We start from the raw sequence: 24,880 nt of genomic DNA on the forward strand, positions 1-24,880 counted from the left end.
TCTCCTTAGTACGGCGGTGCTCCGGACGCTGCTGCCCAAGCCTGCACCCGGTATTTTCCGGGCCGGACTGGCGGCAAGTTTTCGCGTCTCGAGACCTCTTCAGCCTATGCCACCCGTCTGACAGTCCACTAGTTGGCACGAGCGCGGAGGCAGGGATTCCGCAGCGTAATATTCCCCACGTCGGGAGCCAGCCCAGAGCCTTCGGCGCCGTTCAACGCGAATCACCCGCCGCTCACGGTCCAGATTGTGACCGCAGACACTTGTTGTCGGCTCAAAACGCTAAGGTGGGTTCCGGAAAAGCTCTTTGCGGAATCCCGTAAGGTGCCGCTGCCCAACGCCGTGCACGAATTGGCGCGGGGGGCGGCCCCGCTACGGGACAACCGCGCGGCAGAGATCGATGAATGATGAGGTTCACATGTCCCAGGACGCCAATGGATCGACGACCACCGCTGCACCCGGATCTGACGGGGCAGGCAACGGCGATGCCCTCGAAAATCTTCTCCATGAGAACCGGAAGTTCGCGCCCACCGCTGAGTTCGCCGCGAACGCGGTAGTCGGCGCCGGAGTCTATGCCGAAGCGGATGCGGACCGTCCCGCGTTCTGGGCAAAGCAGGCCCGGGAACTGCTGGACTGGGACACGGACTTCGACCAGGCCCTGGACTGGTCCAACCCGCCGTTCGCCAAGTGGTTCGTCGGCGGCCAGGTCAACGCCGCCTACAACGCCCTGGACCGGCACGTGGAGAACGGGCTCGGGGACCGTGTGGCCATCTACTTCGAGGGCGAACCCGGCGACACCCGCACCTACACCTACGCCCAGCTGACCGAAGAGGTTAAGAAGGCCGCAAACGCCTTCGAGTCCCTCGGCGTCGCCAAGGGCGACCGGGTGGCCGTGTACCTGCCCATGATCCCCGAAGCGGTCATCACGATGCTGGCCTGCGCCCGGATCGGGGCCGTGCATTCGGTGGTGTTCGGCGGCTTCTCCGCCGACGCCCTGCGCTCCCGCATTGATGACGCCGAGGCCAAGCTCGTGGTCACCGCGGACGGCACCTACCGTCGCGGCAAGCCCAGCCCGCTCAAGCCCGCCGTGGACCAGGCCCTGTCCGCGGCCGGCCACAGCGTGCAGAACGTCGTGGTCGTCAAGCGCAACAACCAGCCCGTGGACTGGCACGAGGGCCGGGACCAGTGGTGGGAGGACACCGTCGGCGCCGCCTCCGGTGAGCACACCGCCGTCGGGCACGACGCCGAGCACCCGCTCTTCATCCTGTACACCTCCGGGACCACGGGCAAGCCCAAGGGCATCCTGCACACCACCGGCGGCTACCTCACCCAGACCGCGTACACGCACAAGGCGGTCTTCGACCTGCACCCGGAAACGGATGTGTTCTGGTGCACCGCCGACGTCGGATGGGTCACCGGCCACTCCTACGTCGCCTACGCCCCGCTCATCAACGGCGCCACCCAGGTCATGTACGAAGGCACCCCCGACTCCCCGCACCAGGGCCGCTGGTGGGAAATCGTGGAGAAGTACAAGGTCTCCATCCTGTACACCGCACCCACCGCGATCCGGACGTTCATGAAGTGGGGCCGGGACATCCCGGCCAAATACGATCTGTCCTCGATCCGGGTCCTGGGCTCCGTGGGTGAGCCCATCAACCCCGAGGCCTGGATGTGGTACCGCGACGTCATCGGCGCCAACGCCGGCAAGAACGGCGAGAAGAAAGAACACCCGGCGCCGATCGTGGACACCTGGTGGCAGACCGAGACGGGCGCCCAGATGATCGCACCCCTGCCCGGGGTCACGGCGACGAAGCCGGGATCGGCGCAGGTTCCGTTGCCGGGCATCGCGATCGACGTCGTGGACGAGGCCGGGGAGTCCGTCCCGGACGGGCACGGCGGCTACCTCGTGGTCCGCGAACCCTGGCCCGCGATGCTGCGCGGCATCTGGGGCGACCCGGAGCGGTTCAAGGACACCTACTGGTCCCGCTTCGAGGGCATGTACTTCGCCGGCGACGGCGCCAAGAAGGACGAAGACGGCGACGTGTGGCTCCTGGGCCGGGTGGATGACGTCATGAACATCTCAGGGCACCGGCTCTCCACCACCGAAATCGAGTCCGCCCTGGTCTCCCACCCCTGGGTGGCGGAGGCCGCCGTCGTCGGAGCCTCCGACGAAACCACCGGCCAGGCCGTCGTCGCGTTCGTCATCCTGCGCGAATCCGCCCCGTCGGGACAGGACGACGGCGACACAACCGTTCAGGAACTGCGCAACCACGTCGGCAAGGAAATCGGTCCCATCGCCAAACCCAGGCACATCCTCGTGGTCCCCGAACTGCCCAAGACCCGGTCCGGGAAGATCATGCGCCGCCTCCTCAAGGACGTCGCCGAAGGCCGCGAAGTCGGCGACGCCACCACCCTCTCCGACCCCACCATCATGGCCCAGATCGCGGAGTCGCTGAAGAAGTAGGCTCTGCCCAACCAAGCAAAGCCCCTATGGCCAGCAGGCTAAAGCGGCGGTTCTCTCCAAAGAGGACCGCCGCTTTTGTCTTAAAACCCTCCGTCGCAAGAATGTTATATTTAGTTCTTTCATGTTCTCTTTTGAGCGGTTATAGTCGAGTTCTACGTGAGAAAACTCACAAGCACCACGCTTTCAAGGGAGAGAACATGGCAGCGAATCTTGACCCGTTCCAGGCAGCCCACAATGCTGGCCCTGGACGCCGCACCATCCTGAAAACGCTCGGAATCGGCGCTGCGGGGCTCGCCGGCATTCCGCTGCTGGCTGCTTGCACCGGAGGCTCCGGACCAGCTCCCGGAGCCTCCTCGAACAGCCTGACCTTCGGCTCGGGTTCTTCGGACGACGTTCCCAAGGCCGCCTACAAAGCCGTCACCGATGCCTTCACCAAGAAGTCCGGCGTCACGGTGGCCACCAACGTGGTCCCGCACAACGACTTCCAGAACAAGATCAACTCCTACCTCCAGGGCAGCCCGGACGATGCCTTCACCTGGTTCGCCGGCTACCGCATGCAGTACTACGCGGGCAAGGGCCTCCTGGCTCCCGTGGATGATGTATGGGCAACGATCGGCAGCAACTTCTCCGACGCCATGAAGAAGGCCTCCACTGGGCCGGACGGCAAGATGTACCTGGTCCCCAACTACAACTACCCGTGGGGCTTCTTCTACCGGAAGAGCTTCTGGGCCGAAAAGGGCTACGCAGTCCCCAAGACGTTCGATGACCTGAAGACTTTGGCCACCAAGATGAAGTCCGACGGCATCATCCCCATCGGCTTCGCGGACAAGGACGGCTGGCCGGCCATGGGCACCTTCGACTACATCAACATGCGCCTCAATGGCTACCAATTCCACGTGGACCTGACCGCCCACAAGGAAAGCTGGGACCAGAAGAAAGTCAGCGACGTCTTCGACACCTGGAAGGCCCTCCTACCATTCCAGGACCCCGCTGCCCTCGGTCAGACGTGGCAGGATGCGGCCAAGGCGCTCGAAGCCAAGAAGACCGGCATGTATCTCCTGGGCTCCTTCGTGACCCAGCAATTCACGGATCCCGCGGTGCTCGCGGACATCGACTTCTTCCCGTTCCCGGAAATCGCCATGGAAGGCACCGACGCCGTCGAAGCCCCCATCGACGGGCTGCTCCTCTCCAAGAAGGGCGGCGACAACAAGGCAGCCCACGATTTCCTGGCCTTCATGGGATCCGCCGAAGGCCAGAACGCCTACGCAGCCGTGGACACGTCCAACATCGCCACCGTCAAGGGCGCCGACACGTCAAAGTTCACGCCGTTGAACAAGAAGTGCGCGGACACCATCGCCAATGCCAAGTACATCAGCCAGTTCCTGGACCGGGATGCCCTCCCCGCCATGGCCAACAACGTGATGATCCCCGCGTTGCAGACCTTCATCAAGGACGGCACCGTGGACGTCAAGAACCTTGAAGCACAGGCCAAAACCCTTTACGCAGCCCAGTAGCTGAAGGAATCCCCATGAGTACTACCGCCGAGAAACCGGCCGCACCGGACAGCGAACCAGGTGCGGCCGGGCGAACCACGGCCGGCAAGAGCCAGCCCAGCGCCGGCAGGCGGACCGGCAAAGCCGGCAAGGTCCGCCGCCTCACCCGCCGTGACAAATTCATCCTCGCGATCATGGTGGGCGTGCCTACGCTGATCCAGCTTCTGCTGGTCTGGCTGCCCACGCTCTTCTCCATTGCGCTGAGCTTCACCCGCTGGAACGGCCTGGACCTGAAGGACATCAAGGCCGCGGGGACGGACAACTACCGCTTCGTGGTCCAGGATTATCCCCCGTTCTGGCCGGCCATCCAACACAACATCCTGTGGCTCGTTTTCCTGGCCGTTATCGCAACGCCCTTGGGCCTGCTGCTGGCCGTGCTCCTGGACCAGAAGATCCGCGGCAGCAAGATCTACCAGAGCATCTTCTTTACACCGGTCATGTTGTCGCTGGCCCTCATCGGCATCATCTGGCAGCTGTTCTACAACAGGGACAGCGGGCTGCTGAACTACCTCCTGGGCACGGCCGGCACACCGCAGGCCGTGGACTGGTTTGGAGATTCCAACGTCAATATCTGGGCGGCCCTGGTTGCAGCTACGTGGCGTCACGCGGGCTACGTCATGATCCTGTATTTGGCCGGACTCAAGGGCGTGGACCCCTCGCTAAGGGAAGCGGCTTCGATCGACGGTGCCAACGCGGCGCAGACGTTCTTCCGCATTGTCTTCCCGGCAATGCGCCCCGTGAACATCGTGATCGTGGTGATCACGATCATCGAGTCGCTACGTGCCTTCGACATTGTGTACGTCATCAACCGAGGGACCAACGGCCTTGAATTGATCAGCGCCCTGGTGATCCAGAACCTGATCGGCGAAGGCCAGGTGATCGGAGTCGGCTCGTCCCTCGCGGTGATCCTCCTGGTCATCTCGCTGATCCCGATCGTCTTCTACCTCATCCGCACCTTCGGCAAGGAGAGCAAGGCATGAGCACCCTCGCCAACCCCATCCCGCGCACAACAGCAGCCGCAGGCTCAACCCGGAACTCCGGCAAGCGCCACTACGGGACCCATATCTTCCTGACCGTCATGGCAATAATGTGGCTGATTCCGCTGGGTTGGTCCTTGTTCACGGCTTTGCGTCCCAAGGCGGATACGGACAAGTACGGCTACTTCAGCCTTGGCGGCACCTTCAATTTCGACAACTTCATCCAGGCCTGGACCCAAGGCGGATTCTCGAAGTACCTCCTGAACTCGGTGATCATCACCGTCCCCTCGGTACTCCTGACCCTCTTTTTTGCCTCGATGATGGCGTTCGCCGTCTCCAGGGTGAGCTGGAAATTCAACATCACGCTCCTGATCATGTTCACGGCCGGCAACCTCCTGCCCCCGCAGGTCCTTGCAGCCCCGTTGTTCGAGATGTTCAAACATGTCACGCTGCCCTACTCCTTCAGCGATTCCGGCAACCTGCTCAACACCTACATCTCGGTGATCGCCGTGGACACGGCGTTCCAGATCGGGTTCTGCACTTTCGTGCTCTCCAACTACATGAAGGCCCTCTCGTCCGACCTGACGGAGGCCGCGCTGGTGGACGGCGCCGGGATCTGGCGGCAGTACTGGAACATCATCCTGCCGCTGTGCAGGCCCGCCCTCGCGGCGCTCGGAACCCTGCAAGTCATCTTCATCTACAACGACTTCTTCTGGCCGTTGCTTTTCATCCAAAGCGGAAGCCGGCTGCCAATCACCACGGCCATCAACAACCTGCAGGGCGAGTTCCTCAGCAACTACAACCTGCTGGCGGCGGGCGCCACCATCACCGTGATACCCACCCTGATCATCTACCTCGTGCTGCAGCGCCAATTCGTGGCCGGTCTCACGCTCGGTTCCAGCAAAGGATAAAAACGCATGACCATGGACTACATCGTCGACAAGCTGGGCGGCCGGATCGCGTTCGGCGGCGACTACAACCCCGAACAATGGCCCGAAGAGGTCTGGAAACACGACGTCGCCCTCATGAAGGAAGCAGGGGTGAACCTGGTCAGTGTCGGCATCTTCAGTTGGGCCCTTCTGGAGCCCGAAGAAAGCCGGTACGAATTCGGCTGGCTGGACAGGATCCTTGACCTGCTCCACAGCAACGGCATCAGTGTGGATCTCGCAAACGCGAGTGCTTCTCCCCCGCCCTGGTTCAGCCGCAAGTACCCCGATTCACTCCCGGTGGATGCCGACGGCGTCCGGCAAAGTTACGGTTCGCGGCAAGCCTTCGCGGCGTGCTCGCCGGACTATCGCCGGGCTGCAGCAGCCCTGACGACGGCAATCGTGCAGCGTTACGCGGGGCACCCCGCCGTCGTGATGTGGCATGTCCACAACGAGTACGGCTGCCACAACCAGCCGGACTTCGGCCCCCATGCTGAGCGTGGCTTCCAGGAATGGCTCCAGGCCAGGTACGGGAGCCTGGACGCGCTCAATGAAGCCTGGGGCACGGCCTTCTGGTCCCAGCACTACTACGACTGGGCCGAAATCCTGCCGCCGCGCCGCTCCGGGACGTGGGTGAACCCCACACAGCAACTGGATTTCGCGAGGTTCTCCTCCGACGCCCTCCTTGAGTGCTTCAACGCAGAGGCAGACATCATCAAGGCACATTCGAAGCACCCCGTGACCACCAATTTCATGGGCTTCAACATGGGTCTGAACGCCCCTGTGGACTATTGGCGCTGGTCCGGACACATGGATGTCGTGTCCAATGACCACTATCTGATTGCCGCCGATGAACGGAACTTCCAGGATCTGGCCATGACGGCGGACCTCACCCGCGGCTGGGCACAGGGCAAACCATGGCTACTGATGGAACACTCCACCTCTGCAGTCAACTGGCAACCCCGCAATGTGGCCAAAGCGCCGGGCGAAATGCTGCGTAACTCCCTGCAGCACGTGGCCCGCGGAACCGATGGCGTGTTGTTCTTCCAATGGCGCGCATCCCGCGCCGGGGCCGAAAAATACCACTCCGGACTGGTCCCCCACGCTGGCCGCGACAGCAAAGTGTGGCGCGAAGTGGTGGAGCTGGGCCGTGCGCTCGAGAGCATTTCGGAGGTGGCCGGCTCCACCGTCCAGGCCGAAGCCTGCATCATCCACGACACCGACGCCCGCTGGGGCACCGAACTGGACTCGCACCCCAGTGAGGACGCCCGGAACCTCCCGGAAACGCGGCGTTGGCACGACGCCCTCTACCGGGCCGGCGTCACCACGGATATCCGGCAAAGCACCGATGACCTTTCCGGCTACAAACTGGTGATCGCGCCCATGCTGTACCTGGTCACGGACGAGGCCGCCGCGAAGCTCCATCGTTTCGTGGAGTCCGGCGGAACCTTGGTGATCACGTATTTCTCCGGGATCGTCGACCAGAACGACCACATCCGGATGGACCCGGTCAACGGCGGCGGCTACCCGGGGGCATTCTCGGAACTGCTGGGCGTGAGCATGGAGGAATTCTTCCCCCTGCGCTCCGGCGATGCCGTGGGCTTGAGCCGCTTCGGCTCCGGGACGGTCTGGAGCGAGCTGGGGAAGGCAACCGGGGCGGAGGTTCTTGCCACGTTCGACGCCGGCGCAGACCTGCTCGGGTCCGGCGTCGACGGCTCGCCGGCAGTGACCCGCCGGGCGGGATCCGCCGGACGCGGTGCCGCCTACTACGTGGCCACCAGCTTGGGCCGCGAGGGGCTGGCCGAACTGGTCCAGCTCCTCTGCGCGGACGCCGGGGTGGAGCCGGTCCTCGGCGTTCAGCCTCCGGAAGACGTGGAAATCGTCCGCAGGAGCAACGGCACCAAGGACTGGACCTTCGTCATCAACCACAGCGCGCAGGACGCGGAGGTGCCGCTCGACGGCGTCGAGCTCCTGAGCGGGACACCCACCGGAGGTACGCTAAACCTTACTGCCGGAGGCGTCGCCGTCGTCGCCACTCCCGCCTAACAACCCGCCGTCCCTCCAGAAAGGCTCCGATGCTTCAGGCAGCCCGCCACACCGCCATTGTCGACGCCGTCCAGCGCGAACGGGTTGTCCGTGTCTCGGATCTCGCGCAACTGCTGGGCGTCTCAGCCATGACCGTTCGGCGCGACATCGAGTCGCTCGAGGAGTCCGGGCTCGTCGAGCGTATCCATGGCGGGGCCAAGATACCCGGTGATGCCCGGACCCACGAGCCCGGCTTTGAGCTGAAATCCACCCAGCTGATCGAGGAAAAGCACGCGATCGCCGTCGACGCCGCCACCCTGGTCCATGAAGGCATGGCTGTGGGCCTGAGTGCCGGAACCACCACTTACGAGCTCGCCAAGGTACTCCTGGAAGGCCCACGGATCACGGTGGTGACGAACTCGATCAGGATCGCGGACCTCTTCCACAATGCCTCGGGTTCCCGCGAGGGTTTCCCGGTCATCGTGACGGGTGGCGAGCGCACGCCGTCGGACGCCTTGGTGGGTCCCATCGCCACGGCTGCGCTGAAGCAACTCCACTTGGACACCCTGTTCCTGGGTGTCCACGGCATGGATGCGGACGCCGGATTCACCACGCCGAACCTGCAGGAAGCCGAAACCAACCGGGCCTTCATCAGTGCGGCCCGCAACGTGGTGGTCTTGGCGGACCACAGCAAGTGGGGAACGGTGGGCATCGCCTCGATTGCCCAGCTGGAAGAAGCCGACGTGCTCGTGACGGACTCGCATCTCGGCGAGGATGCCCGGCGCATTCTCGCCGATGGCGTCGGGAAGCTCAGGATCGCCGCAGCATAGGGTCGGAGGCCCAACTGACTCGCATTTGTTGTCGTTATGAGCCATGAAAACGACAACAAATGCGAGCCAGTTGGGCATGGGAGAGCGCTAAGGGCACCCACACGATTGCCGGATCCGCAACTGGGTGGGGAAGAGCCTGTGCTGCGGGGGTTCGTTTCGATTCTCGCCCACCAGCGCGGATACTGCGGCCTCTGCCATCTCCCATACCGGCTGCTCCACAGTGGTCAGCGCCGGCCAGCTGTACTCGGCCTCAACCGAACCGTCGAAGGACGCCACGGCAATATCGTCAGGAACGGACAAGCCGGCCTCGCGGATTGCCCGCAGAACCCCGATTGCCTGCATATCGGAGCTGGCGAAGATCGCCGTCGGACGGTTGTCCGCGGCCAGGAGGCGTTGTCCGGCAGCATAGCCCCCGGGGCGGTCGAACCCGTCGCGGGCGAGCGGCCCAACCGCCAGGCCGGCAGCTTCGAGCGCCCGCCGCCAACCCTCCTCACGCCCGTCGGCCTCGTTGTCCGCCGTGATCCCCATGGCCAGTCCGATGTTCGTGTGGCCGTGCCCAATCAAATGTTCCACGGCCAGGCGGGCTCCGGCCTCTAGGTCCACGCCTACGCTGTTGAATCCAGGAGCAATCGAGGCATGGTTCAGCAGGACCGAGCGGATTTCCGCGCCAAAAAGCTCCAGTAGATCGGGTTCAAACATGACGCTTGCCAGGACCACTCCATCAACCTGCCGGGCGGCGAGGTTGCGGATGTGGCGGCGTTCGGAGTCCAGATTGTTGTCGGAATTCGTCAGCAACAGGGCATATCCGCGCTCGGCGGCAGCCACTTCCACGGCGTGTCCCAGCAGCGCCCAGAACGGGTTGCTGGAGTCCGGAATCACCAGGCCGAGGGTTTGGTTGGACCCCATTTTGAGCGCACGCGCGGCGGCATTCGGCCGGTACCCCAGGATCCGGATGGCTTCCTGGACCTTCGCTTCCGTCGCCGGCGCCACTCTCTTGGGACCACCGTTCACCACGTAACTCACGACGGCGGTGCTCACCCCGGCGTACCGGGCCACGTCTTTGCGCGTTACCGGTCCGCGCGGGGTGTGCACTGCCGAAGTAGTCATTGGATCATGCTAGCTACAAAGCCTCGGGTGCATCTCCGAAGTCCGTGATGGGGAGCCGTTCGCCGCCGCGGAGCGCGGACTCGTGGGCCACGACGCCGGGGAGCGTGAAGCGGGCCGCCACCCACGCGTTGACCGGCGGAAGGCTTCCTTTGTTCACGGCCGTGACGAAGTCGTCCACCAGGAACTGGTGGCTGCCTTCGTGCCCTGTGGGAGCCCCCTCGAATTCAACAGGGAGCCGGCCGGCGTCGTGCACCGGAGCGAGGCCGGAGATGAAAGCGCCGCGAAGTTCGGGCGCGACGTCCGCCAACGAGGGGTCATCGGCCGACATGCTCGGCTTGGTCTCCACCTGGTCCGAGACATCCAAGACCCCCTTCTTGTCCTGCCACAGTGTGGTGGTGGCCAGCTGTTCGAAGCTTGCCTCGGTGCCGAAGAAGCGGAAGCGCGATTCGCGGATATGCGAGGGGTAGCCCACGCGGCGCATCTCGTTGGTGCGCATCACGCCGCCGTCGTTCATTTCGAACAGGGCCGTGGCGTTGGAGAAGTCATTGTCGAACATGCTGACTTCCTTGTCGAAGACGCCGTCGCCGCGATCGTCCTTGACGCCGATGCAGCTGACACTCACGGCATGGCCCGGTACGGCGCCCAGCACGCCTCCGATGGCGTGCGTCGGGTACAGCATGGGCGGGTAGCTGGCGGTTGCTTTCCAGTTTTCGCCGCCGCTGTACTGGTAGGCCTCGTAGAAGCCCAGGTCCATGTCGTGAACGTAGTCGCCTTCGGTGTAGAAGATGCGGCCGAACTTGCCGGCGGCGTGCTGCTTGCGGGCATACACGGTGGCGGGGTTGTAGAAGCTGGTCTCGCCCATGGCATAGACAAGCTTGGTTTCACGCACGGCGTCGATGATTCCGGCGATCTGGTCCTCGGAAATTGCCATGGGAACGGCCGAATAGACGTGCTTTCCGGCGCGCAGCGCCTTGATCACCAACGGCCCGTGGGTCCAGCGCTGCGTGAAGATGGCGACGGCGTCGACGTCGGAGGCCAGCAACTCGTCGAAGCTTTCCATGGTGCCGTCCAGCCCCAGCTGTTCAACAGCTTTGGACGCCCGTTCAGGGAGCTCGTCCACTGCGTAGACCGCGGAAACCCCGGGGTGGAGCTTGAAGAGGTGGGCAAATTGGCCGCCGAACTGGCCAAGGCCTACTACTCCCATTGAAAACGTCATTGTTAGCCCTTCGATTCAGGTGGGTGGCTTCAGAATGCCCTCGCTGGGCCGGAAGGGGCTCGACGAGTGGCTCATGCCAGTGAATCACTGGGATCTACTCGAGTCAACAAAACGCAATAAATCCAAAATAATCGAACAAAACTTCACAGACTTACTTGACCCCTTCAGATCTACTCGTGTAGATTCAGGGCAGATGTTAGCCATGTCACACTCAAGAAGGGTCGAAGATGACCACGCTCACCAAACATCCTGATCCGGAGCTCTCCGCAACCGGCCGGTCGCGGAAGTCACGGAAATCGCAAAAAAGGGGAAAGCCTGGTGCCGGCTTCCGCGGCATCGGCGATCTCAAGATCGCGTTGCTCTTCATTTTCCCGGCGATGATCGGCTTCGTGCTCTTCTATCTGGTGCCGACCATCCGCGGCATCTATCTGAGCTTCACCGAGTACAGCATCCTCGGAGACCCGGAATGGATCGGCGTCAAGAACTACCAACAGATCGCCAAGGATCCGCTTTTCTGGAACGCACTCGGGGTGACCTCGGAATACGTCGTGATCAACATCGTGCTCCAGACGGTCCTGGCCCTTGGCCTCGCAATCCTCATGCACCGTGTCGCCAAGTCCACCCTGATCCGCGGTGCGCTCCTGCTTCCGTACCTCATGGCGAACGTCATCGCTGCACTCCTGTGGTTCTGGATGCTCGACTACCAGATCGGCATCGTGAACCAGTTCATCGAGTGGGTCGGATTGCCCCGCGTAGCCTTCTTCGGTAGTGAGCAATGGGCCATCCCCACGCAGGCGCTTATCAACACCTGGCGGCATATGGGTTACACCGCGCTGCTACTTTTCGCAGGTCTGCAAGCCATCCCCAACACGGTGTACGAAGCCGCCAGCATTGACGGGTCCAAGGCGGTCAGCACCTTCTGGCGGATCACCCTCCCGCTGCTGCGCCCCGTTCTCGCCTTGGTGCTCGTCGTTACCGTCATCGGTTCCTTCCAGGTCTTCGACACCGTTGCCGTCACCACCCAGGGTGGCCCCATCAACGCAACCCGCGTGCTGCAGTACTACATCTACCAGCGTGCCTTCAACGAGCAAGACTTCGGCTATGGCTCGGCCCTCGCCGTGATCCTCTTCCTCATCCTCGCGATCGTGGCCTTCATCCAGATGAAGTTCCTGCGCGGCAACCAGTCGGACCTGGACTAAGGACACTCCATGACCACCATTTCCTCCCCCAAGGCGGGCGCCCGCCGTCGTCCGTTCAACTGGCGCCGCACAAGCGCCTGGGTGCTGCTTGCCCTCGCCATTGCCGTGAGCGTCCTGCCCTTCTATTGGGTTCTGCGCACGGCCTTCTCCACCAACGGATCCCTTGCCGCCAACTCGGCAAGCATCCTCCCCGCCGATTTCAACCTTGGTGCTTTCAAACGCGTCTTCGGCCTCCAGACCGCCTCCGAAGCCATCGCCGAGGGCGGCTCCGGCGCTTCCATCAACTTTTTTCAATATCTTTTGAACTCCCTACTCTTCTCAAGCATCACCACCGCGGGTGCCGTGTTCTTCAGTTCAATGGCCGCCTACGCCTTCGCCCGGCTGCGTTGGAAAGGCCGCGACGGCGTCTTCACCCTCTTCCTCGGCACCATGCTGGTCCCGCCGATCTTCACGGCCTTGCCGAACTTCCTCCTCGTGAAAAACCTCGGCCTGCTTAACTCAATGCTCGGTTTGGTCCTGCCCTACCTGTTCATGACCCCATTCGCGATCTTCTTCATGCGCCAGTTCTTCCTCAACATGTCCCGCGAGGTGGAGGAAGCCGCAATGCTCGACGGCGCGAAGCACTGGCGGATCTTCTTTCAAATCGTCATGCCCAACGCGGCCGCCCCCATCGCAACCCTCGCCCTGCTCACCTTCATGGGCCAGTGGAACGAATACTTCTGGCCGCTCTTGGTCGGGACCTCCGAGGAATCGCGCGTGCTCACGGTGGGACTGGGCGTGTTCAAGTCCCAGTCCCCGCAGGGCGCCCCGGACTGGTCCGGCCTCATGGCCGCGACCCTCATCTCCGCCCTTCCGGTCCTCATCCTGTTCTCGATCTTCGGCAAGAAGATCGTCAACTCGATCGGCTTCAGCGGTACCAAGTAATCCTTCCCTCCATCACGTCCCCAACGGGCTGGCTCATGCCGTGTGCCCAGCCCTCCCCACCCGAAAGGACCCACCATGAAAAAGAAAGTACTCGGCGCCGTCGCCGCGGCCGCTGTGGCCACCCTCGCCCTCACCGCTTGCGGGAGCGGAGGAGGTAGCAGTGCCGATTCCGCCAAGGGCGAGATCAGCTACTGGCTCTGGGACTCCAACCAGCTTCCCGCCTACCAGCAGTGCGCCGATGACTTCCACAAGGCCAACCCGGATATCACCGTCAAGATCACCCAGACGGGCTGGGATGACTACTGGGGCAAGATCACCAACGGGATGGCCTCCGGCACCGCCCCGGATGTCTTCACCGACCACCTTTCCAAGTTCCCGGACTTCATCAAGACCAAACAGCTCGTCCCGCTCGATGACGCGGTGTCCACGGACAAGGTGGACCTCACCCAGTACAACGACGGCCTTGCAAACCTCTGGGTGGGCCAAGATGGCAAGCGCTACGGCCTCCCGAAGGACTGGGACACCGTTGGCCTCTTCTACAACAAGAAGATGGCCGCCGACGCCGGCCTCTCGCCTGCGCAAATGGCCTCCCTGAGCTGGAACCCGCAGGACGGCGGAAGCTACGAGAAGGCCATCGCGCACCTGACCGTCGATAAGAACGGCAAGCGCGGCGACGAGGCAGGCTTCGACAAGAACAACGTCGCGGTGTTCGGGCTCGGCCTGCCGGGTTCTGATGCCGAAAACGCCGGACAGACCCAGTGGAGCTTCCTCTCAGCCACCACGGGCTGGAGCGCCACGGACAAGACCCCCTGGGGCTCGCACTTCAACTACGATGACAAGCGCGTCCAGGACACCATCGCTTGGTGGGCTTCGCTCGCCCAGAAGGGTTACATGCCCAAGCTCGAGACTACGGTGGGTGCCAACGCACCTGACGCCTTCGGCGCCGGCAAGGCCGCTATCAACGCCAATGGCGACTGGATGATCGGCCAGTACAAGGGTTACAAGGGCATCGACCTCGGCATCGCCCCAACCCCAACCGGAGTTGACGGCAAGAACGCCTCCATGTTCAACGGTCTGGCCGACTCCATCTGGGCCGGGACCAAGAAGAAGGACGCTTCCATCAAGTGGGTCGAGTACCTCGGTTCCTCGGCCTGCCAGGACGTCGTGGCCTCCAAGGCTGTCGTCTTCCCCGCAATCAAGACCTCCACCGACAAGGCCGCCGCGGCCTTCGCGGCAAAGGGAATTGACGTCTCCGCCTTCACCGAGCACGTCAAGGACAAGTCCACCTTCCTGCTACCCATCACGGACAACGCCGCCAAGGTTGCGGGCATCATGAAGCCGGCCATGGACGCCGTCATCGCGGGCAAGTCCCCGGCGAGCTCACTGACCGACGCCAACAACCAGGTCAACGCCCTCTTCTCGAAATAGTCCCCCGCGGGAGCCCTGCAGCGGCCGGGCTCCCGCTATCCTGATCAGCAAGTTCTTCACGCTGCAGACCTCCGAACCAGTCCGGACGCCGCCGCTTCACTCCTTTGACGGCGGCGCCCGGACTCTCCACTTCCCCGTAACGCGACACAACGACTCCCTTGAAAAGAGAACCAGCCCATGGACCCGCTCCACCTCCGTTCCGCCGGCACAAGCCTGGTGGTCAGTTTCGATAACGGAGAGGCCGAAGTCATCCACTGGGGTGCCGATCTCGGCAGCACCCTCCCGGACCTCGCCATTCTGGGCGAACCCATCCCGCACTCCGCCGCCGACGCCAACGTACCGGCGACGCTCCTCCCGCAAGGTTCCTCCGCATGGCAGGGCCGCCCGGGCCTGCGAGGCCAGCGAATCGCCGACGGCGTCCCGGGACTGGACTTTTCGGTCCGGCTTCGCGTCGTGGAAGTGCAGGCTGACGGCAGCTCCGGCGTCGCCTCTGCAGCGATTGTCCAGAGGGATCCCGACGCCGGAATCACCGTGACGTCCAACCTCACGCTTCACCCCGGCGGCCTTCTCGAACTGCGCCACACGGCAGTCAACGACGGCACGTCCCCCTTCCAGCTCGACGAACTGGCCACCGTCCTCCCGGTGGGGCCCGACGCCGTCGAACTCCTCGACCTCACCGGGCGCTGGTGCCGCGAACGCCACCCGCAGCGCCGGCCCGTCCAGCAAGGCACCTGGGTACGCACGGGACGCCACGGCCGCACAGGGCACGATTCCTCGCTGCTTTTCGCGGCGGGTACAGCCGGATTCGGCAACCGCCACGGGAAAGTCTGGGCCACCCACTTGGCTTGGAGCGGCAACCACGAACAATTCGCCGACACCGTGGCCGATGGCCGCACCATGATCGGCGGCTCTGAGCTCCTGGGCCCGGCCGAAGTAGTGCTTGAGCCCGGCGAGGGCTACACCACGCCCGCACTCTTTGCCGCCTACTCGGACCGCGGCCTGGATGGCATCAGCGAAGCCTTCTACAGCTGGTTCCGGTCCCGCCCGCATCACGTCCTTCCCGCGGCTTCCACGGGCCTCCCCACCGGCAAGCCCCGTCCCGTGGTCCTCAACACCTGGGAGGCTGTGTACTTCGACCACAAGCTGGACACCCTGATCGAGCTCGCGGAGTCCGCGGCGGAGCTGGGCGTTGAGCGCTTCGTGCTCGACGACGGCTGGTTCCGCGGGCGCCGCGACGATCATGCCGGCTTGGGCGATTGGTACGTCGACGAAACCCTTTGGCCCGATGGCCTGACGCCGCTCGTCGAGGCCGTGAACTCCCACGGCATGGAATTCGGGCTCTGGGTGGAACCGGAAATGATCAACCTGGATTCCGATGTTGCCCGAGCGCACCCCGACTGGATCGTGGGCCCCGCGGCCCTCTCCCACAAGGACGGCGGCCGCCTCCCCCTGGAATGGCGCCACCAGCACATCATCGACCTCGTCAACCCCGCGGCCTGGCAGTACGTCTTCGAGCGGATCGACGCCCTGCTTGGGGAAAACAACATTAAGTACCTCAAATGGGACCAGAACCGGGACCTCAGCGAGCACGGCCATGCAGGCCGTGCATCCGTACACGCGCAGACCCTGGCCGCCTACCGGCTCTTCGACGAGCTCCGCAAGGCCCACCCCGGCGTCGAGATCGAAAGCTGCTCTTCCGGTGGGGCCCGGGTGGACCTCGGCATCCTTGAGCGAACCGACCGGATCTGGGGATCGGACTGCAACGACGCCCTCGAGAGGCAGACCATCCAACGCTGGACCGGCGTCGTGGTTCCACCGGAACTAGTGGGCGGGCACATCGGCCCCACCACCTCACACACCACGGCCCGCACCCACGATCTCTCCTTCCGCGCCATCACTGCGTTGTTTGGGCACTTCGGCATGGAATGGGATGTCCGCCAGGTGCAGGGTGCCGAACGCGAGGAACTCAAACGCTTCATCGAACTCTACAAAGAGCACCGCGGGCTCATCCACAGCGGGCGGATGGTCCGCGCGGACGTCCCGGACGACTCGCTGATGCTGCACGGCGTCGTGTCCGACGACGGCGGGTCCGCACTGTTCGCCGTCGTCAGCACCCGGACGTCATTCGCCGAACAACCCGGCCGCGTGGCCATTCCGGGCCTCGACCCCGGGCGTTCCTACATGGTGCAGGCCATTTTCCCGGCCCCCGGCGACGCCGACTACGCCCGCACGTTCACCCAGGTGCAACCGCCGGCATGGTTGCCATCCGGGGCTGAGGTAAGTGGCCGCTTCCTGGCAGAGGTGGGGCTTCCTATGCCGGTCCTGAACCCGGAGCACGCGCTGCTGCTCCGCATCACTGCGGTGTAGTTGCTGTTCGGTGTTTCTTGCGCTGGCGCCAGGAGTCTCACAGCAGGGGTCTCTCAGCGGGAGTCTCACAGCGGGGCGGCGTAAGAAACACCGGGCAGGCTCCGCACACCGATAGATTGGGAGTCATGACTGAAGCTCCCACCGCCACCGAAGCCGGTCGCGGCACCATCCTCGTCCTCAACGGCCCCAACCTGAACTTGCTGGGCACGCGCGAGCCGGAAAAGTACGGCACCTCCACTTTGGCCGACGTCGAACAGCTCGCCATGGCAGCCGCCGAGGCCAACGGCTTCACCGTGGACTGCGTGCAGTCGAATCACGAAGGCGACCTCATTGACGCCATCCACAGCGCGCGCGGAACCGCTGTCGGGATCGTCATCAACGCAGGTGCATACACGCACACTTCCGTGGCGCTGCGGGACGCCCTTGCAGCAGTGCAGCTTCCCGCCGTCGAGGTCCACATCACCAATGTGCACCAGCGCGAGGAATTCCGTCACCATTCCTACCTCTCCCCGGTATGCTCCGCGGTGATCGTCGGCGCAGGAGTCCAGGGCTACAAGCTGGCCATCGACTACCTCGCCACCGCGGTCTAGAAGACTCGCCCGCTTCTCCGGGGGACATGCTCATTCTTCGTCGCCAGCGCTGGACATATGCGCATTATGTCCAGTGCTCAGATCAAGGGCTGAGCATGTCCCTTGGTGGGCAGGCTACTTCTTGGTGCACTGGCCCGACGACACTGCCGCGCTCAGGGATGGTGCTTGCTGGGCCACTGGCGAGAGCTCGTCCATGGTGAGGGCATAGCCCACTGCCACATCCGAAGTGGTCTTGGCGAAGACCACGCCGGCAACCTGTCCCTGGGTCGTCAGCAGAGGACCACCCGAATTGCCCGGCTGCACGTCTCCGGCCAGCTTGTAGACCTGTTCCGGGGACGGGTTGTTGCCGTAAATGTCCGGGACCAGCAGGGTCGAGATGCCCTCGACCGCGGCTGGTTTGGACTGGAACGGACCGCCGTGAGGGTAGCCGGCGAAGGCCGCGGGTGAGCCGGCCGGGAGATCGGCGCTCAATTGCAGCGGCGCGGTCGGGAGGCCGTCGACGGCGAGCACGGCCAGGTCGCGCTGGCTGTCGAAGTAGACCACACGGCCGGGCAACGCACCGCCGTCGGGGATTTCCACTACAGGCTGCGACACGCCAGCCACTACGTGCGCGTTGGTCACCACGCGGCCAGCGGAGACCACGAATCCGGAACCCGTCTGGTTTTGGCCGCACTGGTAGGCCGTGCCGGCAATCTTCAGCACTGAGTGGGCCGCATTGTTGAGTGCGGGAGTGTCCGTGCTGGTGTTCGGAATAGGCACAGGAGCCACGGGGCCGATGCCCTCGATGAGCTGCGGAATGCCGTTGCCCATGACCGTGGAACGCAGTTGCGCGACGCCGGCCTTGACGGGTGTGGGCGTCATGGTATCGATGAAACGGATCACCTTGGAATCGGCCAGCTGCTGCGAAACGAACGGCACACCCAAGGAGCCGATGCTGAACGCCAACATGGACATGACTAGGGCCGCGACAACCAGGCTGACGAAACCACCCAGCAGGCGGTCCAGGGCGTGCAGTGGCTGGATGCGCACGGCCTTGCGGACCTTCTGGCCGATCCAAGTACCGAGACCGTGCCCCAGGACAATGAGCACCACGGCCGAGCCGATAATGGCGGTCAACCTCCAGCCGCTGTCCTTCACCCAGTCGCCGACGAGCGGGACCGCAATGAAAGCGGCCACTGCTCCTACGGCGAAGCCTGCGATTCCACCGAGCGTCACAAAGAAGCCGTTGCGAAGTCCGTAGATCAGGTAGGAAAGAAGCGTCAGAATCAACGCCAGGTCCAAGATGGTCAAGCCGAACACCAAAGCTCCTCACAGCCGAGTAAGCCCCAATTGTAGTTGCACAGACTGACAGCTTCCCTTCGGAAGCAAGCTGTCATCCAGGTCGAGAAGCCGCCGCCCAGCGGAGCATTCCCGGCGGGTTGGGGCGCGATTTTGGGGGTCTTCCGCGTGATTTAGGGCGTTTCGGCTGCCAAGTACGTCACAGACGCGACAAAATTCTGAAACAATGGCTGAAGCGCCCCAGCCGAACTTTTACTCAGGAGATTTCATGGATATCGAGGTATTGCGCCGCGCACCCCTCTTCGCCACCCTTGACGACGACGCTTTCCGTCTGCTGACGGACGAACTCACAGAGGTGGACCTTTCACGCGGAGCGTCTGTTTTCCGCGAGGGAGATCAGGGTGACCAGCTCTACTTCATTGTGTCCGGCAAGGTTAAGCTCGGCCGCACTTCTCCGGACGGCCGCGAATCCCTTTTGGCCATCCTCGGCCCGGGCGAGCTCTTCGGCGAAATGGCCCTGTTCGACCCCAGCCCGCGCACTGCAACGGCCACGGCCGTTTCCGAGACCCGCCTCGCAGGCCTGAAGAACGAAAGCCTCAACGCCCTGCTGCGCACTCGCCCCGAGGTTTCCGCACAGTTGCTGCAGGCGCTCGCCCGCCGCCTGCGCCGCACCAACGACTCCCTGTCCGACCTCGTGTTCTCGGACGTCCCGGGCCGCGTCGCCAAGGCCCTGCTGGACCTCGCGGACCGCTTCGGCCGGCCCGCGACCGACGGCGTCCTGGTTGCCCACGAACTCACGCAGGAAGAACTGGCCCAGCTGGTCGGAGCCTCCCGCGAGACGGTCAACAAGGCCCTCGCCGAGTTCGTCCAGCGCGGCTGGCTCCGACTGGAAGCCCGCGCAGTAGTCATCCTGGACATGCAGCGCCTGCGCCAGCGCTCCCGCTAATTTCCTGCGACACAGAAAATGCCTGGCGACACCGGAATTCCGTTGTCGCCAGGCATTTTTCGTGTCGCCAGCGGATTGGCGCTCCTGCTCAGCGCTCCCGCTGCGGCTCCCCTGAAACCGTCCGGGCCGCTTCGACTTCGAGCATGAGTGCACCATCCTCGTCGACGAGCCGCGGCTGGTACATGTGGGGCTTGCGCTTGTAGCTGAGGTACGCAATGCAGCCTTGGGCAGCGGCCATCTTTTCGAGGATGATCTCCGAGCCCGGCACCAGCAATTGGCCAAGTGACAGGCCCACCGTGTTTTCCTGGCCGATTTCGTCCCCAAGTGCCGGGGACTCGCGCTCGGCCATGAGTTTGGAAACACACACCCAACGCCCCCAGACACCCTTGCTCGCCAGCAGCGAGGGCTGCTGGCTAACAGGAAGGGTGGCAGCGAAGTAGCGGGTGTTGAAGCGCCGGTGCGCAAAGTCCGGGCTGAGCCAGTTGACGAGCGGCTTGAGCAGGTCCGTCCGCAGCGACAAGCCACGCTTGGCCAGGACATCCGTGAACGACTTGTCCTGGGCTGCGACGGCCTCGCGGGCCTTCATCCACTCGGGAGTAGACGTTGCCTCCACTGTGGAGGACAGGTCGGGGCCGGCCAGCAACACGCCGGTTTCCTCGAACAGTTCGCGGATGGCACCCACCACATGGCGGCGGGCAAGTCCGACGTCGGCGATCCCTAGCGCCTCAGCCCAATGCTGAGGCGCGGGGCCGAGCCAGCCGAGGGCGTCGTCGTCGGTGGGTTCCAGCGATCCGCCGGGAAACGCGACAACGCCCAACGGCGAGGAACCGGGACGGTAACCCATCCAGGCTTCCAGGCCGGTAGGCGAATCGCGGAGCAGAACAACAGATGATGCAAAACGCGCGGCGCGGGGGGCCCGTTCGCCGAGCTCAAGCCAGTTCCGTGCAGCCCCTTCTAGTTCGGGGGGTAACGCAAACAGGCGTCGGGCTAGTTGTGGCAATTGAGTGAACCGGTTCCTTAGCTGAATTCAGCGATCAACTCGACCTCAACGGGAGAGTCGAGCGGAAGGACTGCAACGCCGACGGCGGAACGCGCGTGCTGCCCTTTGTCGCCGAAGACACGCCCGAGGAGCTCGGATGCACCATTGATTACACCGGGCTGGCCAGTGAAGGAGGTATCGGAGGCCACGAAGCCGACGACCTTCACGATGCGCGTGATGCGGTCGAGGTCTCCGATGACGCTCTTGACGGCAGCCAAGGCATTGACAGCACAGACGGCTGCATACATCTGCGCGTCTTCCGGAGACACTGTGGGCTCTTCCGAAAGGCCTTCGTCGCCCTTGGAGACTTTGCCCGTAGCTTCGAGTTTGCCGTTAATAAAGGGCAGCTGTCCGGAGGTGTACACGTGGTTGCCGGAAACGATGGCCGGAACGTAGGCGGCCACCGGAGCGGCAACAGCCGGCAGGGTCAGTCCAAGTTCGGCAAGGCGCTGCTCGACGGCGGATGCCGGAGCTGTGGAATCCGCGCCAACGGTGGCTTCTGCGGGGGTTGTCATTGTTACTGCTTCTCCCTCTTCAAGTATGCAACAAGTCCGTTTCCATCGGGTCCGGGAACAACCTGGACGAGCTCCCAGCCGTCCTCTCCCCACTGGTCCAGAATCTGCTTTGTGGCGTGAATGATGAGCGGAATCGTCGCGTACTCCCATTTGGTCATGAAAGAAAGACTAGCCCTTGCCGGTAAAGTGGAGAACATGGTGACTCGTAGGAACCCTCTATTCGACACTGCCACCACTCTTGGAAAGATCCTCGGATTCCTCGGTGTGAGCGCTATTTGTGGTGTCCTGGTGGCGGGCTTGCTCGTCCCCGCGGCCGCCGTTTCAGGCAGTGCGGCGAGTGGGTCCATTCAGTTCTTTGACACGTTGCCGGCGGAGCTTCAGGTGAACCCGCCCAGCCAGGCGACCACCATCCTGGCCGCGGATGGCAGCCAGATCGCCTCCATCTACTCTGAGAACCGCACGCGAGTCACGCTCGACCAGATGAGCCCATTCATCAAGGACGCGATCGTCTCGGTCGAGGACAGCCGCTTCTATGAGCACGGCGGCATCGACGCCACCGGCATCATGCGTGCAATTGTCAGCACGGCGCGCGGGCAAAAGCAGGGTGCTTCCACCATCACCCAGCAGTACGTGAACAACGTCATCAATGAGTCCCTCGTGGCCCAGGGCCAGGGTGCCGACGTCAAGCTCAATGGCGTGAACAAAGGCGTGGGCGACAAACTTCGCGAAATGAAGCTGTCCATCGCGCTGGAGAAGAAGTTCTCCAAGCAGCAGATCCTTGAGGGTTACCTCAATATCGTCTTCTTCAACAAGGATGCATACGGCATCGAGGCCGCCTCGAGGCTCTTCTTCAGCACCAGCGCCAAGGACCTCACCTTGCCGCAGGCCGCCTTGCTGGCCGGCGTCGTCAACAGCCCGTCCTACTACGACCCCATTACCAATCCGGACCACGCAAAGCAGCGTCGCGACCTGGTGCTCGGCCTGATGCTGGATCAGGGAAAGATCAAGAAGGCTGACTACGACGCCGCCATCGCGACGCCGGTGACCACCAAGGTCACGCAGCCTCGCCAAGGCTGCCCCTACTCCCCCACAGCTGCGTACTTCTGCGACTACGTGCTGCACCTGCTCTACAACAACCCGGCCTACGGCGCGACGATCGACGATCGCGTCAACCGCGTCTCACGGGGCGGCCTGACCATCCAGACCACACTCGATCCCAAGGCACAGGCCGTTGCCCAAACCCAGGTTGACGCTTCCGCTGGCGCCAATCCGGACAAATGGGGCGCTTCCTTGGTTTCGGTCCAGCCGGGCAGCGGCAAGATCATCTCGATGGCGCAAAACACCGTCTGGTTGCCGGCCGATGGGAAGTTCCAGGCCGAGCAGAACTTCAACGTGGACAAGCTCGATGCCAACGGCAACGACCTCAACGGCTTGGGCGGCTTCCAGCCCGGTTCCACCATGAAGCCCTTCACCTTTGCTGAGTGGTTGAACGAGGGCAAGTCCATGAATACCGTCCTGGATGGAACCGTCCGGAGGTATTCGCCGAACTTCCCCTGGAAGAACACCTGTCCGACACCGGAGGACGGCTCGTACGACAGCACCGTAGCGGGCAGCCATGACCTGCAAAACGCCGAAGGAAACTATTACAAGCCGATGACGGTAGTGGATGGTTTGGCCAACTCCATCAACACCATGACATTTGCCACGGCTGCAAGGGTTGATCTGTGCGGAATCCAGAAGATCGTCGATGCCGTCGGTATCCACGGCGGCCTCCCCGACGCCACCACCGGGACCCCGAATCCGAAGGTTCCCATGACCCGGCTGTCCAACCTCATCGGCGCAACGCAGACTTCGCCCCTCACTATGGCAAGCGCGTTCGCTACCTTCGCCAACAACGGCACCTACTGCGAGCCGATCGCCATCACGTCGGTCACGGACCAGACCGGCGCAAAGCTCCCGGCCCAGTCGACAAGCTGCAGGAACGCGGTCACCCCTGAGGTCGCTCATGGTGTTGCTTACGCGATGCAACAGGTTCTGAACATCGGTTCTGGCTCGCTGATCCAACCGCGCATTTCCACCAAGACCAGCTTCCCCATCGCGGGCAAGACCGGAACCAACGACTCGAACAGCTCCACGTGGGTTGCCGGTTACACTTCCGGCCTTGCTACTGCCACCTGGTTTGGCGATCCGCTGGGCGACCAGCAACGGCCCGGCCAGAATGTGACGATCAATGGCAAGTTCTACCAGGGTATTGACGGTTACATGATCGCTGGACCGCAGTTCTCCAACTACATGCTCCAGGTTGCTCCCGCTTATGGCACCAACCCGTTCCCGGCCCCGCCGTCGAACCTCCTGGATCCGCCGGGGTACAAGACTTCAACGCCAAGCAACACCACTCCGAGCAACACTTCTCCGAGCACCCAGCCGAGCAACAACGGAAACGGCAATGGAAAAAAGAATGGCTAACGGCTCCAAGCCCGTCATCGAATCGCTGGCAAGCCGCGTCCGAAGCATCGGACGCGGCTTTGCCGTAGCCGCAGGTGCGGGCGCCACCGCTGGCGTTGCTGGCCTCGCCTATGGCCTCTGGGAAAAAAACCAGTTCGTCCTCCGAGAGGAGACCCTTCCCATCCTCCCCGAAGGCTCGTCTCCGCTCCGGGTGCTTCACATAAGCGACATCCATTTCGTACCCAGCCAACGCAAGAAGGCCGAATGGCTGCGTTCGCTCGCGATGCTTGAACCTGACCTCGTGGTGAACACGGGCGACAATCTCAGCCACCCCCACGCCGTCGTCCCGCTGCTCGATGCGTTGCGGCCATTGTTGAAGTTCCCGGGCGTCTTCGTCCCGGGATCCAACGACTACTTCGCACCGCGGTTCAAGAACCCTGCCGCATATTTCCGGGGCCCGTCACGCGTCAAGGACAATCCGGTCGAGCTTGACTGGCCGCGGCTGCGTTCGGGTTTCGGGATGTCCGGCTGGATCGACCTCACCAACAGGCACCAGTCACTGCCCATCAACGGGATCCGCTTCGATTTCTCTGGAGTGGACGACCCCCATCTGAATCGGGAGCGCTACGCTGGCTGGCCACGCGGCACCGCCGGACAGGACTCCCGCCCGCACCTACGCGTCGCCGTCATCCATGCCCCCTACCAACGGGTCCTGGACCACTTCACCAACGACTCAGCAGACCTCATCCTCGCCGGACACACCCACGGCGGCCAGATCTGCATCCCAGGCTACGGCGCCTTGGTTGCCAATTGCGATCTCCCCACGTGGCGCGCAAAGGGCCTGCACGACTGGGAAAACAACGGACGCACGACGCCGGTCAACGTCTCAGGCGGCATCGGCACCTCACGCTTCGCCCCGGTCCGGATCGCGTGCAAGCCCGAAGCGGTGCTGCTGACACTGACGGCGCGCCCATAGCCGGCACCACCACGGAGGATGTCCGGGGAGGGGCCGTTCCCAATACCTCGTATCACGCAACGCAATGATGCTGTGAAT

The 24,880-nt window shown here is 63.5% G+C and carries 20 protein-coding genes; 14 read left to right on the forward strand and 6 right to left on the reverse strand.

Annotated elements, in window-relative coordinates; genetic code table 11:
* Positions 1-415 precede the first annotated feature (415 nt).
* From acs to NFJ07_RS19635, 6 genes are all read left to right on the forward strand, one after another.
* Complete coding sequence (acs, locus tag NFJ07_RS19610) at positions 416-2,461, forward strand: acetate--CoA ligase (protein ID WP_269997104.1); 2,046 nt, start codon at positions 416-418, stop codon at positions 2,459-2,461.
* A 197-nt stretch (positions 2,462-2,658) separates the two neighbouring features.
* Positions 2,659-3,975 (forward strand): ABC transporter substrate-binding protein, encoded by a 1,317-nt coding sequence (locus tag NFJ07_RS19615; RefSeq protein WP_269997105.1) that lies wholly within the window; start codon positions 2,659-2,661, stop codon positions 3,973-3,975.
* Between the two features lie 14 nt (positions 3,976-3,989).
* Positions 3,990-4,994, forward strand: coding sequence for a carbohydrate ABC transporter permease (locus tag NFJ07_RS19620; protein WP_269997106.1), 1,005 nt, complete (start codon positions 3,990-3,992; stop codon positions 4,992-4,994).
* The gene (locus NFJ07_RS19625) at positions 4,991-5,902 is read left to right on the forward strand and encodes a carbohydrate ABC transporter permease (protein ID WP_269997107.1); all 912 of its coding nucleotides are present in this window, start codon (positions 4,991-4,993) and stop codon (positions 5,900-5,902) included. The genes NFJ07_RS19620 and NFJ07_RS19625 overlap by 4 nt, the downstream gene beginning before the upstream one ends.
* 6 nt (positions 5,903-5,908) lie before the next feature.
* Positions 5,909-7,963: a beta-galactosidase gene (locus tag NFJ07_RS19630; RefSeq protein WP_269997108.1), complete on the forward strand. Its 2,055-nt coding sequence runs from the start codon at positions 5,909-5,911 to the stop codon at positions 7,961-7,963.
* Positions 7,964-7,992: 29 nt separating this feature from the next.
* Entirely contained in the window at positions 7,993-8,772 is a 780-nt protein-coding gene (locus NFJ07_RS19635; protein WP_269997110.1) for a DeoR/GlpR family DNA-binding transcription regulator, read from the forward strand.
* 87 nt (positions 8,773-8,859) lie between these two features.
* Here NFJ07_RS19635 and NFJ07_RS19640 read toward each other — a convergent pair whose 3' ends face one another.
* On the reverse strand, positions 8,860-9,879 hold the full coding sequence (locus NFJ07_RS19640; RefSeq protein ID WP_269997112.1) for a LacI family DNA-binding transcriptional regulator: 1,020 nt from the start codon (positions 9,877-9,879) through the stop codon (positions 8,860-8,862).
* 13 nt (positions 9,880-9,892) lie between these two features.
* Positions 9,893-11,095 (reverse strand): Gfo/Idh/MocA family protein, encoded by a 1,203-nt coding sequence (locus tag NFJ07_RS19645; RefSeq protein WP_269997113.1) that lies wholly within the window; start codon positions 11,093-11,095, stop codon positions 9,893-9,895.
* 227 nt (positions 11,096-11,322) lie between these two features.
* Here NFJ07_RS19645 and NFJ07_RS19650 point away from each other — a divergent pair, with 227 nt between their 5' ends.
* From NFJ07_RS19650 to aroQ, 5 genes are all read left to right on the forward strand, one after another.
* A complete protein-coding gene (locus NFJ07_RS19650; protein WP_269997114.1) occupies positions 11,323-12,294 on the forward strand; it encodes a carbohydrate ABC transporter permease in 972 nt (323 codons plus the stop codon).
* 9 nt (positions 12,295-12,303) lie between these two features.
* Complete coding sequence (locus NFJ07_RS19655; protein WP_269997115.1) at positions 12,304-13,218, forward strand: carbohydrate ABC transporter permease; 915 nt, start codon at positions 12,304-12,306, stop codon at positions 13,216-13,218.
* Between the two features lie 75 nt (positions 13,219-13,293).
* Entirely contained in the window at positions 13,294-14,646 is a 1,353-nt protein-coding gene (locus NFJ07_RS19660; RefSeq protein ID WP_269997116.1) for an ABC transporter substrate-binding protein, read from the forward strand.
* A 177-nt stretch (positions 14,647-14,823) separates the two neighbouring features.
* Entirely contained in the window at positions 14,824-17,013 is a 2,190-nt protein-coding gene (locus NFJ07_RS19665) for an alpha-galactosidase (protein WP_269997118.1), read from the forward strand.
* Positions 17,014-17,138: 125 nt separating this feature from the next.
* Positions 17,139-17,603, forward strand: coding sequence for a type II 3-dehydroquinate dehydratase (aroQ, locus tag NFJ07_RS19670; RefSeq protein WP_269997120.1), 465 nt, complete (start codon positions 17,139-17,141; stop codon positions 17,601-17,603).
* 114 nt (positions 17,604-17,717) lie between these two features.
* Here the strand turns inward: aroQ and NFJ07_RS19675 are convergent, their stop codons facing one another.
* Positions 17,718-18,902: a MarP family serine protease gene (locus NFJ07_RS19675; protein ID WP_269997121.1), complete on the reverse strand. Its 1,185-nt coding sequence runs from the start codon at positions 18,900-18,902 to the stop codon at positions 17,718-17,720.
* Between the two features lie 247 nt (positions 18,903-19,149).
* Here NFJ07_RS19675 and NFJ07_RS19680 point away from each other — a divergent pair, with 247 nt between their 5' ends.
* Positions 19,150-19,827, forward strand: a complete 678-nt coding sequence (locus NFJ07_RS19680; protein WP_011775987.1) for a Crp/Fnr family transcriptional regulator — start codon at positions 19,150-19,152, stop codon at positions 19,825-19,827.
* A gap of 88 nt (positions 19,828-19,915) precedes the next feature.
* Here the strand turns inward: NFJ07_RS19680 and NFJ07_RS19685 are convergent, their stop codons facing one another.
* From NFJ07_RS19685 to NFJ07_RS19695, 3 genes are read right to left on the reverse strand one after another with little or no spacing between them, the layout of a single operon-like run.
* Complete coding sequence (locus tag NFJ07_RS19685) at positions 19,916-20,827, reverse strand: NUDIX hydrolase (protein ID WP_269997125.1); 912 nt, start codon at positions 20,825-20,827, stop codon at positions 19,916-19,918.
* Positions 20,828-20,844: 17 nt separating this feature from the next.
* Positions 20,845-21,381, reverse strand: a complete 537-nt coding sequence (locus NFJ07_RS19690; protein ID WP_269997127.1) for a RidA family protein — start codon at positions 21,379-21,381, stop codon at positions 20,845-20,847.
* Between the two features lie 2 nt (positions 21,382-21,383).
* Positions 21,384-21,539, reverse strand: coding sequence for a DUF4177 domain-containing protein (locus NFJ07_RS19695; RefSeq protein WP_009359196.1), 156 nt, complete (start codon positions 21,537-21,539; stop codon positions 21,384-21,386).
* On the opposite strand from NFJ07_RS19695, the gene NFJ07_RS19700 reads away from it, so the two are divergent.
* Both NFJ07_RS19700 and NFJ07_RS19705 read left to right on the forward strand, forming a co-directional pair.
* Positions 21,538-23,847 (forward strand): transglycosylase domain-containing protein, encoded by a 2,310-nt coding sequence (locus NFJ07_RS19700; protein ID WP_269997134.1) that lies wholly within the window; start codon positions 21,538-21,540, stop codon positions 23,845-23,847. The two genes, NFJ07_RS19695 and NFJ07_RS19700, sit on opposite strands and share 2 nt — an antisense overlap.
* Entirely contained in the window at positions 23,840-24,802 is a 963-nt protein-coding gene (locus NFJ07_RS19705) for a metallophosphoesterase (protein ID WP_269997135.1), read from the forward strand. The genes NFJ07_RS19700 and NFJ07_RS19705 overlap by 8 nt, the downstream gene beginning before the upstream one ends.
* The last annotated feature ends 78 nt before the right edge of the window (positions 24,803-24,880 follow it).

The sequence above is a fragment of the Arthrobacter sp. B2a2-09 genome, assembly GCF_027587375.1.
Lineage (GTDB): Bacteria > Actinomycetota > Actinomycetes > Actinomycetales > Micrococcaceae > Arthrobacter.